This is a genomic window from Streptomyces rimosus (genome assembly GCF_008704655.1).
GTDB lineage: Bacteria > Actinomycetota > Actinomycetes > Streptomycetales > Streptomycetaceae > Streptomyces > Streptomyces rimosus.
In genome coordinates this window covers 6,443,187-6,454,881 of record NZ_CP023688.1, presented here as the reverse complement: position 1 = coordinate 6,454,881, position 11,695 = coordinate 6,443,187, and the positions used below count along the sequence as shown (strand labels likewise).

Here is an 11,695-nt window from a genome sequence, read left to right as displayed (position 1 = left end):
CCTGCGCCCTCCTCTACGGCGTCCGGCCGAAGGTCACCAGGGGCACGTTCGGCTGCTCCGGCGTGGCGTCGAGGGCGGCGACGATGCCGAGGGCGGCGCCCACGGCGAGGGCGGCGGCGGCCAGCGAGGTCAGTACGGCGGCGAGCAGTCTGTGCATGGCGCGGCGGGCCCCTTCGTGGCGGGTACGTCGAGGGTGGCGCGGCGCACCGGTCCGGCCCGGTCCGCGGACGGCCGCGGTGCCTGCCGAGTGTGTGGGGGCATTGACGGCATGTCAAGCAGTCGCCTACGGTTCCCGCCCGTTCACCCGGACCACCGCCACGCCGCACGCGCACTGCCCCCGCCGCCCTCAGGAGTGCTCGTATGCGTAAGACCGCCTCGCCCTTTTCCCTGGTCCTGCTGGGACTCGGCGTCTTCCTGCTGGTGCTCGCGCCGATGCTCGCCTGGTACGTGGCGCCGCGCGCCCAGCGCACCCCGGTGGACGTCGATGTGACCACCGTCTTCACCGGTACCGGCAGCTACTTCGACACCGGGGCCCTGCGCACCAGGAACCAGCAGAAGATCACCATCACCCGGCATGTGCTGGGCGACGTGGCGGAGAGCGAGCGCAGCGGGCGGGCCGTGTGGGACGTGTCCACGACCGTGGACACACCGGTGACGCTGGAGCTGCGGGACCCGCGCAAGGCGTTCCAGTGGACGGTCGAGCGCTGGGTGACCGACCGGCGCACCAACGCCCCGGTGCACTGCTGCGAGGAGGCGCCGACCCGCTTCGAGGGTGAGGCGTACCTGAAGTTCCCCTTCGACGTGCAGCGCCGGACCTACCGCTGGTGGGACAACACGCTGGGCGCCGCGGTCCCGCTCCGCTTCGCGGGCGTCACGCGGGTGCAGGGGTACGAGGGCTACCGCTTCACCGGGACCGTCGAGCCCACCAGGACGGGCAGCCGGCAGGTGCCGGGGCGGCTGGTGGGACGGCCGGCGCAGGGCCAGGTCCAGGCCGAGGAGTGGTACGCGAACCAACGTATCGAGCTGGTCGTCGACCGGCGTACCGGCCGGATCATCAACGCGTCCATCTCCCCGCACAAGACGCTGCGGGCCCCCGGCGCGCAGACCGACGCGGTGACCCTGCTGCGCGGCGACGGCCTGGAGTTCACCCCGGCGACGCAGCGCAGGCAGGTGGCGCTGGCGGACGCGGACAGCACCAAGCTGGCGCGGGTCGGCGAGACGGCGCCGGTCGTGGCGGCGGTGGCGGGCGGCGGATTGACGCTCTTCGGCGTGGTGCTGGTGGTGCGGGGGAGGCGGCGGTTCAGCTGATCCTGCGCGAAGTGATGAGGCGTCAGGTCGAAGAGGCGCGGAAATTGTCATCCCGGTGAGTAGCCGCATCGAACAGGGCGGCGAAAACTATCCAGCTCACCCACCGATGTCCCACGACGCTGTCCCACGGCCGGCAGGTCCGCACGGCTCAGTACGCAGTACATCCCCCCACACCACTGGTACCGCACCCTGAGACGAGTTGGAGCGCACATGCCCCAGCACGTACGACCGTCCTCGTCCGCCGCACCGCTCGCACGTCCGGCACCGCCCGCACCAGCACGTTCCGCACCGCCCGCACCACCGGCACCCCCCGCTGCCGCGGCACCACCCGCCCCGTCCGCACACCACACCCCCGCACTCCCCCACCGCATCGTCTTCCTCGCCCGCCGCGACCTCGGCAACCCTGCCGCCGGCGGCTCCGAACTGCTCGTCGACCGCATCGCCGAGGGCCTGACCGCGCACGGCCACGAGGTCACCCTGCTGTGTGGCGGCCCCGCGGCCGACCATGGCTACCGCGTGGTCTCGGCCGGCGGCGACGCCGGGCACTTCCTGCGCGTCCGCCGCCGGCTCGCCCGCCGTGTCGGCCCCTGCGACCTGCTGGTCGAGGTCTGCAACGGCATGCCGTACCTGGCTCCCCTGTGGCACCGCGGCCCGACGCTGTGCCTGGTCAACCACGTCCACACGGACCTGTGGGGCCTGCGCTACCCGGCGCCCGCCGCCCGGCTCGGCCGCCGCCTGGAGCACTGGGCGCTGGCCGGCGCCCACCGCGGCAACCTCATGGTCGCGGTGTCCGGCTCGACCGCCGCCGCGCTGCGCGGGCTCGGCGTGGCACGCGACCGTATCCGGCTGGTGCACAACGGCGTGGCGGAGCCGGGGCCGCTGCTCCCGGAGTCGCCCGAGCCGCTGTTCCTGGCCATGGGCCGGCTGGTCGAGTACAAGCGCGTCGATCTGCTGCTGCGCCTGTGGGAGCGGGTGCGGCCGGTCACCGGCGGCCGGCTGGTGATCGTCGGGGACGGCCCGGAGCGCGCCCGGCTGGCAGCCATGGCCGGGCCCGGCGTGCACTTCACCGGCCGGATCAGCGAGCAGGACAAGCACGAACTGCTGTGCCGCGCCTGGCTGTTGCTGCATCCGTCGCTGGTCGAGGGCTGGGGCCTGGTGGTCATGGAGGCCGCCGCCCGGCACACCCCGACGGTCGGCTTCGACATCCCGGGCCTGCGCGACTCGGTGGACGACGGAACGACCGGGCTGCTGGCGCGCGGCGAGAGTTCCTTCGCCGCGCACTGGTGCACGCTCGCGCTCAGCGGCGCGCGCCGGCACGCCCTGGGCGCCGCCGCCGCGCGCCGGGCCGCCCGGTTCCGGTGGAGCGCCACGGTGCGCAGCTTCCGCGCGGTGGCGGCCGAGTCGTACGACCGGGCCCACCTCGACCGCCCCGCCGGGCGGTGATGCTGAGGTGCGGGACCCTTCCCTGCGCAGATCACTCACCCTTTTCCGCGCCTTCCTGCGCGAACAGCACGACCCCGAGCACTGTTACGGCCTGCTGGCGCGGGACGCCGCCGACCAGATCGAACGGTACGAGCCGCTGGAAGGCCGCGTCGTCGCGGACATCGGCGGTGGCAGCGGGCACTTCACCGAGGAGTTCCGGCGCCGCGGCGCGCAGAGCTACCTCTTCGAGCCGGACCGGCGCGAGCTGACCGCCCGCGGGCGCATCCCCGCGGGCGCGGTGCTCGCCGACGGCTACCTCCTCCCGCTGGCCGACGGCGCCGCCGACGTGTGCTTCTCGTCCAACGTCCTGGAGCACGTGGCGGACCCGCGCACCTTCCTGAGCGAACTGGTGCGGGTCACCAGGCCCGGTGGCCTGATCTACCTCTCGTTCACCAACTGGCTCTCCCCGTGGGGTGGACACGAGACGGCACCCTGGCATTACCTGGGCGCCGGGCGGGCCCGCACGCTCTACCGGTGGCGCACCGGCCGGACCGCAAAACACACCCTGGGCGAGAACCTCTTCGCCCTGCACGTCGGCCCGACCCTTCGGCACATCCGCTCCCGCGACGACGTACGGATCGTGACGGCCCGCTCCCGGTACGCGCCGTTCCTCGCCGAAACGATCCCGCGCCTGCCGGTCGTCCGGGAAGTGGCCACCTGGAACCTCCTTCTCATCCTGCGGCGGTTGCCATGACCCAGACGCTCGTGTCCAGCTCACCGGGTTCGCCTGACGCCGGCGGCACCCCGGCGGCCGCGCCGGGCGCGCCGCCGCCCGGACCGCCCCGGTCCCGGCGCTGGCTGCTGGCGTTCTGGGCCCTGGCCTTCGTGCTCTTCCTGGTGCCCTCCTTCGGGAAGATGACCTTCGAGACCAAGCTGGGCGTGACCACCGACCCCTGGAAGTTCCTGAGCGATCTGGGGCAGCTGTGGCACGACCGGGCGGGCTTCGGCGGCATCACGGACCAGTACGTCGGCTACGCCTTCCCGTCCCTGCCGTACTACGCCCTCGCCGACCTGGTGCACCTGCCGGTGTGGATCGCCGAGCGGCTGTGGATGTCGCTGATCGTCACCACCGCGTTCTGGGGCGCGCTGCGGCTGGCCGAGCGGCTGCGCGTCGGCTCCCCGCCGTCCCGGCTGCTCGCCGCCGCCGCGTACGCGCTGTGGCCGACCTTCACCATGCTCATCGGCTCCACGTCCGCCGCGGCGCTGCCCGGCGCGCTGCTGCCGTGGGTCCTGCTGCCGCTCACCAGCCACCGCACCCCGGCCCGCCTGGCCGCCACCCGCTCCGCGCTGCTCATCCCCTTCATGGGCGGCGTCAACGCGGCCTCGACACTGGCCTCGCTGCTGCCCGTCCTGCTGTACGTGCTCTCGCGCACCGGGCCCCGGCGCAGGTCACTGCTGGTGTGGTGGATTCCCGGCGTCGTCCTGGCGACCGCGTGGTGGGCGGTGCCGCTGCTGCTGCTCGGGGTGTACGGCGAGAACTTCATGCCGTACATCGAGCAGGCGACCACCACCACCGGCACCATGTCGGCGACCGAGTTGCTGCGCGGCGCCGGCAACTGGGTCGGCTACCTGAACTTCGGCGAACCGTGGCTGCCCGCCGGCTGGACCCTGGTGGCCGGGGCCGGCGCGGTCCTCGGAACAGCGCTGGCCGCCGCGCTGGGCCTGGCCGGGCTGGCCCGCCGGGACGTGCCGGAGCGGCGCTGGCTGCTGCTGACCGTGCTGGTGGTGGCCGGTATCTGCCTGACCGGGTACGCCGGTTCGCTGGGTGGCCCGTTCCACGGGCTGTGGCAGGACTGGCTGGACGGCTGGCTGCGGCCGTTCCGCAACATCTACAAGTTCCAGCCCGGCCTGGCCCTGGCGCTCGCCTACGGCCTCGCCCACATTCTCGGCGTGGCCGCCGAACGGCGCGGCACCCGGCGCGTACCGGGGCGGCAATACGTGCCCCTACTGGTCGCGTTGCTGACGCTCCCCGCCCTGGCCCTTCCGTACCTCAACGGCACCGTCCTCCAGCCGGGCGCCTTCAAGAAGCTGCCGTCCGCCTGGGAGCGCACCGCCGACTGGCTCAAGGCGAACACCCCCGACAACCGCGCCCTCGTCGTCCCCGCCACCGCGCACGGCATCTACACGTGGGGCTCCCCCATCGACCACCCCCTGGACGTGCTGGCCGCATCCCGCTGGGCGCAGCGGGACTTCGTGCCGTTCGGCACGCCGGGCGTGCGGCGTGCGCTGGACGCCGTCGAGCAGGCCCTGATGTCCGGCTCGGAGGTGCCGGGGCTGCGCGACTTCCTGGGCCGGGCGGGGCTGTACGACGTGGTCGTACGCAACGATCTCGACCCCGACCAGATCGGATACGTGCCGACGCAGACCGTCAAACGCACCCTGGAGGCGTCCGGTTACCGGAAAGTGGCCGCCTTCGGGGCACCGACCACCGACGGGAAGATCGCCCCCGGCACGCCGGTGCAGATCCAGGGCCTCTACCCGCGCCAGCGCTCCGTGGAGATCTACGAACCGGTGGGCACCCCGCGGCCCGGCCCGGTCACCGCCCTGCCGGTCGCCGACACAGCGCAGGTCAGCGGGGGGCCGGAGGCGCTGCTCCCGCTGTCCGCCGACCCCACGCTGCGGCACCGTCCGGCCGTGCTGACCGGCGACAACCACCCGGGCGTCGGCACCCCGCCGCTCCAGCTGACCGGCGACGGGCTGCGCCGTGCCGACACCCGGTTCGGGCTGGTCAACTCCAACACGTCCTACACGTACACGCCCGGCGAGCGAAATCACCCGGACAGCCTGCAGGATCCCGGGCGCGAGCCCCGGCAGATCCTGCCGACCGAGGGCATCGCGCACCAGACCACCGGGGTGCTGCGCGGCGCCGCCTCCGTCACCGCGTCCAGCAGCGGCAACTGGCTCTTCCACCTGCCGCAGTACGACCCGGTGCACGCCTTCGACGGCGATCCGAAGACGGGCTGGGCGGAGGGCAGCGCGGGCAATCCGGTGGGCCAGTGGCTGCGCATCGGCTTCACCCGGCCCACGTACATACCGTCCACGATCTCGCTGACGCCGCTGCCCGGCGACGGGATGCGCGCGGCGCCGACCTCCGTGCTCGTCCAGACCGACCGGGGCAGTGTGGCCACCCCGCTGCTGACCAACGGCCAGAAGCAGCGGATCTGGGCACCGGGCGGCACCGCGAAGTGGCTGAAGATCACCATCACCGCGTCGCAGACGCCGCGCGCCGGGCTGTCCGGCGCGGGCTTCTCCGAGGTGTCCATCCCGGGCGTGCAGGTCACCCGGCTGCTGCAACTCCCGGCGGACGCCGAGAAGTCGACGTCCCCGGCCGCCACGTACTCGCTGCACCGCGGCAGCGACCCCGGCGGCCTGTCGCCGGTCTCCGCCGAGGTGGGTCTGCACCGGCAGTTCCGTACCGGTACGGGCGGGTCGTACCAGGTCTCCGGCCGGGCGGTGGCCGTACCGGGCCCCGAACTCGACCAGCTGCTGGACCGGGTGACGCCCGGAAAGAAGAACCGGATCACGGCGACCGCCGACTCCACCGCCTTCGGCTCCGGCCCTCAGCTCAGCCCCCGCAACCTGGTCGACGGCGACCTGACCACCGCCTGGATCGCTGGCGACAAAGCGACACTGCACCTGCGCTGGCCCGGCAAGCGCAGCATCGACCGGATCGTGCTCGCCGCGGCGGGCGGCGTTTCCACCCGCCCCGAAGAAATCCTCATCAACTCGCCCGACGGGGCGGCGACCACCGGGGTGGACGAGAACGGCTGGGCCCGCTTCGACCCCATCACCACCGACCAGCTCGACATCACCATCAGCAAGGTCAAGGACCTCACCGTCCACAACCCGGTGGTGGGCGAGGCCCTGCAACTGCCCGTCGGCCTGAGCGAGGTCTACATCCCCGCCCTGGACGACCTGCGGACGCCGCCGCCCTCCGCGGGCGAGCGGTTCTCGCTCGCCTGCGGCCAGGGACCGCCGCTCGCCGTGGACGGCACACTGCACGCCACCAAGGCGTCCGGTTCCGTACGTGATCTGACCGAACGCCGACCGGTCAAGGTCGAACTGTGCGCGGGCGAGGCACGCGACGGACGGCTGGACCTGCCGTCCGGACAGCACCGGGTGGAAGCCGGCGACCAGGGCCCGCTGGCGCTGACGGACGTCACCCTCAGCCGGGGCAGCGCCCCCGCGCCCGCCACCGAACGGCGGACCGTCACCGCGCGGGACTGGGCGGGCGACCGCCGCACGGTCCAGGTGAGCGCGGGCGGGGCCGCCTACCTCCAGACGTACGAGAACGCCAACGCCGGGTGGCGCGCGACGCTCAACGGGCGCGAACTGTCGCCCGTGCGCCTCGACGGATGGCAGCAGGGATTCCTGATCCCGGCGGGCGAAAGCGGCATGGTGCGGCTGACGTACGCGCCGTCCACCACGTACGACCTGGGGCTGTTCGGCGGCGCGCTCGGCATCGCGCTGCTCATCGGCTCCGCCCTGGTACGCCGGACACGGCGCACCCCACCGGAGCCGCAGGCCCCGCCCGCGCCGTCCTGGGTGCTGGGAGTCGTCGCCCTCACCGTGGTCGTGGCCCTCGCCTCCGGGCCGTACGCGGTGATCGTGCCGCTGCTGGCCCTGGTGGCCCGGTTCCGCCACGGGCTGCTCGTACCGCTGGCGCTGCTGGCCATGCTGGGGGCCGGAATCACGGCGGCCCTCGGCGCAGGCGAGTCCCCTGCCGACGGTGACGGGCCGTTCAGCGCTGTTGCCCAGGGGCTGGCCCTGTTGGGGCTGGTGGCGGCGGTGGTGACGGTGCCTGCCGGGAAGGTGCGGCGTGGGGTGCGTGCGGGGGCGGGGGCGGAGCCGGAGGGGGGACCGGCTGTGGCCGCGGCGCCGGTGGGGGCGGGCGCGGGGGCGAGTGCGGGTGGGGAGTCGCTGGTGGCGGAGCCGGATGCGGGGGGCCGGGAGGGGGAGGCGGCATCCCGGGAGGGGGAGTCGGAGGCCCGGGAGAGGGAGGCGGGTACGCGGAAGCGGAGAACCCTGCCGCCGTTGCCGCGCCGACGGCGGCGTACCGGGGGGTCGGACGGCGAATCGCCGGATGTCGCACCGTCGGACGCCGCGCCACCGGATACCGCCTCGCCGGACGCCGCGCCACCGGCCCCATCAGAACGGCCAGCCCCATCAGACCCGCCAGCTTCATCAGACCCGACAGCCCCTTCGAACCGACCTGGGGAGGAACCCACCCGATGACCGCACTCCAGCCCGCACGGCAGGAACCGGCCGGGAACGGGCCACCCGGGGCGGCGGAACGGACCGTACAGCGCATCCCGTTCCCGGTGGTGGACGAGATCACCCGGCACTGCCTCACGGCCGACGAACCGGAAACCGTGCACATCGAGGTGCACCTGCCCGGGAAGCCGGACCCCGGCCGGCTGCGGGCGGCGTTCCGGGAAGCGCTGTGCCGGCACCCCCGCATCCTGATGCGCCAGGCCCCGTACCGGTGGTGGCAGCGGCGGTACGAGTGGGAGCTGACCGGCGTCCCGGACGCGGACCCGGTCGTCTTCCCGCCGCCCGGCCCGGACGCGCTCGACCTGGCCAGGGGGCGGGCACTGACCGAGCTGCCGCCGCTGGATGCGTCGCCGCCAGTGCGGCTGGAGGTCATCGACCGTGGGGCCGAGGAGAGCGGTGACAGTGGCGGAACCGTTCTGCTCATCACCATCAACCACACGGCCCTCGACGGCCCGGCCTGCATGCGGGTGCTGGCCACCGCCGCCCAGCTCTACGGCGGCGCCGACAACTCCCCCGCGCCGCCGCCCGTACGCGCGGCCGGGCCCGCCGCGGCCGACGGGCCGCAGGACACAGCGCCGCCGCTCGGCGGGCACCGGCTGGCCCGGCCCGTACGGATCGCCGGGGACCGCGGGCCCCGCGCGGTCAGGCGGGGCGGCGCCCGGCACACCACCGGCAACGGCATGCTCATCACCGAACTGCCGGTCCCGGCCCGCCCGCCCCGCACCAACGGCGTCGCCGCCTACACCGTCAACGATCAACTCCTCGTCGCCACCTGCCTGATGGTGGCCCGCTGGAACCGCCTCCACGGGCGGCCGAGCGCCCCCGTCGTCGTCACGATGCCGGTGGACGACCGCCCGCGCGGCACGGACATGCCCATCGGCAACGGCACCCGCCTGGTCTCGGTCGGCTTCGGGCCGGAGGAGCGGCAGGACGCCGAACTGCTCACGGCCGACCCGCCCGACCCCGCAGCGGTCGCCCGGCTGCTGCGGCGCACCGCCGCCCGCACCCGCTCCCTGAAGTCCGCACCGGGCTCTCAACTCGGGCTTGGCGCGACCCTGTTGACTGCCCCCGTGCTGCCGGTCGGACTGCGCGGCGCGCTGACGCGGGCGCTGCGTACGGCCGCCGCGCCCCTGGCCTCCACCACACTGCTCTCCAACATCGGCCGCATCCCCTACCCCCTCGACTTCGGCGACGCGGGCCGGCCCACCGCCGTATGGTTCTCGGCCCCGGCCCGGACACCACGCGGCCTGACCGTCACCACCGTCTCCGTCGGCGGCCGCATCCAACTCGCGCTGCGCTGGTCACACGCACTCCTCGACGACGCGGCCGGTACCCGCCTGGGCACCCTCTTCGCCCGGACCCTCGCGGCCACATCGTGGTCACCGGAGGCCGAAGGGGACGCACCGCGAGCCGAGGAAGACGCCCGACGGCAAGGAAACCAGCCGTGAACCGACAGCCGACCGCCATCCCGGAGAGCCGCGCCGCGCAGCCTCCACCGGGCGGTCTGCGGGAGTTCGACGACGCGGCCGGCACTCGCCTGGGCGCCCCCTTCGCCCGATCACCCGCGGCCACTTCGCGGTCGCCCGAGGCCGCGGGAGGCGCGCCATGACCCGGTGGTCGGCCATTGCCCCGAAGGGCCGTGCCGCACCGGCCCGTCCGGACGGCCTGCGGGAGTTCTACGAGAACCCCGCCGTGCCCGTCGCGTCCGGTGCCGAGCGCAGCCGGCGGCAGGCGCTGATGCTGGCCCGTGCCCTGGGGCCGGTACGCGCCGGGGCGCGCCCGGGCACCGTTCTGGACATCGGCTGCGGTGACGGAAGCGCCGCCGCCACCGCGTCCGCCGCCCTGCCCGGTCACCGCATCGTCGGCGTCGACTGGTCGCAGGACGCGCTGTGCCGCGCCGCGGCCCGCATCCCGTACGTCGTGCGCGGTGAACTGGGCAATGCCGGGCTGCCGTTCGCGGACGGCGCCGCCGACGCCGTGCTCTTCAGCGAGGTCATCGAGCACCTCGTCGACCCCGACGCGGCCCTGGACGAACTGCGCCGGGTGCTGCGTCCCGGAGGTCACCTGATGCTCTCCACCCCCAATCTCGCCGCCTGGTACAACCGCGGGCTGCTGCTCGCGGGGGTCCAGCCCGTCTTCTCGGAGGTGAGCATGCGAGGCATCCACGGCCGGCCCGGCACCCAGGTCGTCGGCCATCTGCGCCTCTACACCGCCCGCGCGCTGCGCGGCTTCCTGGCGGCCTGCGGCTTCGAGGTCGTACGGATCGCGGGCGCGCCGTACCACGACGTGCCGCGTCCGCTGCGGCCTGTGGACCGCGCCGCCTGCCACCTGCCGTCACTGGCCTCCATCCTGCTCGTCCATGCCCGCCGGAGAAGGGAGTAGGGCGATGCTGTGGTGGGGCGTGGCGTCCGCGCTGCTCGCCAACGTCCTGTACAGCACCGGCTTCGTGCTGGAGAAGCGCGCCCTGTCCGGGCTGCCCGCGCTCAGCACCCGGCAGCCCGCCCGGCTGGTCCGCCACCTGCTGAGCAGCCCGCTGTGGCTCGGCGGCTCGCTGGCCCTCGCCGCCGGCTTCGCCGCCCAGCTCGCGGTCTACCGCACCCTCCCCATCGCCGCCGCGCAGGGCATCTTCGTCTCCGGACTGGTCCTGCTGCTCCTCCTGTCCTCCGTCTTCCTCGGCGAGCGCACCAGCGGCCGGGAGCGGCGCGGCATCCTGGCGATCCTGCTCGCGCTGGGCATGGTCGTCGGATCGCTCCAGGGCAGCGGCGCGAGCACGGTCACCCGCACCGCCCCCACCGGCACCCTGCTGGCCATCGCCCTGCCCTCGCTGGCTGCGGGCCTGTGGCTGTACGGCTCCGCCGAGCGGCGCGCCAAGCGCCGCCACCGGCAGCCGTCCTCGGGCGTCCCCTACGGTGTGGCCGTCGGCCTGCTCTACGGCGTCAGCTCGCTCGCCATCAAGGGCGTCTCCGGACTGCTGGACGCGCGCGACCCGGCGGGCGCCGTCCGTGCCCTGTTCACCTCCCCGTATCCGTATCTGCTGCTCTTCACCGGCGCGGTCGGCCTGGTGCTGTCGCAGACCGCGCTCCAGCGCTGCCGTGCCTCCTTGATCGTCCCCGTGTGCACCACCGTCACCTGTGTGTTCACGGCCGCCTGCGGCACCGTCGCCTTCGGCGAGCCGCTGCCCGCCGACCCCCTGCGCCTGGCGCTGCGCCTGGGCGGCACCGCGATGGCCGTACTCGTCCTGCTCGCCCTGCCCCGCCAGGACACCGACGCCTCGGCGCCGCCCCCGGAACAACACCCGGCCTCGGAGCCGGAGCCCTCCGCCCCCTCCCAAGGAGCCGACCCGTGAAACCCGACGACCCGCTGCTGAAGATCCTCGTCTGTCCGATCGACAAGGGGCCGCTGTCCCTGCTCCTGCCGGACGACGTGCTCTACAACCCCCGCCTGCGCCGCCGTTACCCGATCATCGACACCATCCCGCAGCTCCTCCCCTCCTCCGGTGAACAGGTCACCGAAACCGAACACGAAGCCATCCTGCGCCGCCTCCCCCCGGACGAACGGCCGTCCGACGAGCCGTGACGAGCCGCCGCGAGTCCTGGCAAGCCCCGTCCGCACCCGTCGGCCCCGCCGGATC

The 11,695-nt window shown here is 74.2% G+C and carries 9 protein-coding genes; 8 read left to right on the top strand and 1 reads right to left on the bottom strand.

Annotated features, from left to right (window positions below):
• Nucleotides 1-13: 13 nt before the first annotated feature.
• The gene (locus CP984_RS41465; RefSeq protein ID WP_165417060.1) at nt 14-157 is read right to left on the bottom strand and encodes a hypothetical protein; all 144 of its coding nucleotides are present in this window, start codon (nt 155-157) and stop codon (nt 14-16) included.
• A 203-nt stretch (nt 158-360) separates the two neighbouring features.
• Between CP984_RS41465 and CP984_RS27925 the strand changes: the two genes are divergently transcribed.
• The 8 genes from CP984_RS27925 (at nt 361) to CP984_RS27890 (ending at nt 11,640) form a co-directional block, all read left to right on the top strand.
• Nucleotides 361-1,308 carry a DUF3068 domain-containing protein gene (locus CP984_RS27925; protein WP_003979760.1) on the top strand — a complete coding sequence of 316 codons (948 nt, stop codon included), beginning with the start codon at nt 361-363 and terminating at the stop codon, nt 1,306-1,308.
• A gap of 210 nt (nt 1,309-1,518) precedes the next feature.
• Nucleotides 1,519-2,751, top strand: a complete 1,233-nt coding sequence (locus tag CP984_RS27920; protein ID WP_003979761.1) for a glycosyltransferase family 4 protein — start codon at nt 1,519-1,521, stop codon at nt 2,749-2,751.
• 7 nt (nt 2,752-2,758) lie between these two features.
• Nucleotides 2,759-3,484: a class I SAM-dependent methyltransferase gene (locus CP984_RS27915; RefSeq protein ID WP_003979762.1), complete on the top strand. Its 726-nt coding sequence runs from the start codon at nt 2,759-2,761 to the stop codon at nt 3,482-3,484.
• Nucleotides 3,481-8,025 carry an alpha-(1->3)-arabinofuranosyltransferase domain-containing protein gene (locus CP984_RS27910; protein ID WP_003979763.1) on the top strand — a complete coding sequence of 1,515 codons (4,545 nt, stop codon included), beginning with the start codon at nt 3,481-3,483 and terminating at the stop codon, nt 8,023-8,025. Before CP984_RS27915 ends, CP984_RS27910 begins: the two co-directional genes overlap by 4 nt.
• Nucleotides 8,022-9,512 carry a condensation protein gene (locus CP984_RS27905; RefSeq protein WP_226048708.1) on the top strand — a complete coding sequence of 497 codons (1,491 nt, stop codon included), beginning with the start codon at nt 8,022-8,024 and terminating at the stop codon, nt 9,510-9,512. Before CP984_RS27910 ends, CP984_RS27905 begins: the two co-directional genes overlap by 4 nt.
• 157 nt (nt 9,513-9,669) lie before the next feature.
• On the top strand, nt 9,670-10,446 hold the full coding sequence (locus CP984_RS27900) for a class I SAM-dependent methyltransferase (RefSeq protein WP_003985210.1): 777 nt from the start codon (nt 9,670-9,672) through the stop codon (nt 10,444-10,446).
• 4 nt (nt 10,447-10,450) lie between these two features.
• Nucleotides 10,451-11,410: a DMT family transporter gene (locus CP984_RS27895; protein ID WP_003985209.1), complete on the top strand. Its 960-nt coding sequence runs from the start codon at nt 10,451-10,453 to the stop codon at nt 11,408-11,410.
• Nucleotides 11,407-11,640 carry a Trm112 family protein gene (locus CP984_RS27890; RefSeq protein ID WP_003985208.1) on the top strand — a complete coding sequence of 78 codons (234 nt, stop codon included), beginning with the start codon at nt 11,407-11,409 and terminating at the stop codon, nt 11,638-11,640. Before CP984_RS27895 ends, CP984_RS27890 begins: the two co-directional genes overlap by 4 nt.
• Nucleotides 11,641-11,695 lie beyond the last annotated feature (55 nt).

What these genes read in the sequence shown, in the direction of transcription:
- CP984_RS27895 (WP_003985209.1), top strand. Translation starts at nt 10,451, where the DNA reads ATGCTGTGGTGGGGCGTGGCGTCCGCGCTGCTCGCCAACGTCCTGTAC.
- CP984_RS27910 (WP_003979763.1), top strand. Translation starts at nt 3,481, where the DNA reads ATGACCCAGACGCTCGTGTCCAGCTCACCGGGTTCGCCTGACGCCGGC.
- CP984_RS27905 (WP_226048708.1), top strand. Translation starts at nt 8,022, where the DNA reads ATGACCGCACTCCAGCCCGCACGGCAGGAACCGGCCGGGAACGGGCCA.
- CP984_RS27925 (WP_003979760.1), top strand. Translation starts at nt 361, where the DNA reads ATGCGTAAGACCGCCTCGCCCTTTTCCCTGGTCCTGCTGGGACTCGGC.
- CP984_RS41465 (WP_165417060.1), bottom strand. Translation starts at nt 157, where the DNA reads ATGCACAGACTGCTCGCCGCCGTACTGACCTCGCTGGCCGCCGCCGCC.
- CP984_RS27900 (WP_003985210.1), top strand. Translation starts at nt 9,670, where the DNA reads ATGACCCGGTGGTCGGCCATTGCCCCGAAGGGCCGTGCCGCACCGGCC.
- CP984_RS27920 (WP_003979761.1), top strand. Translation starts at nt 1,519, where the DNA reads ATGCCCCAGCACGTACGACCGTCCTCGTCCGCCGCACCGCTCGCACGT.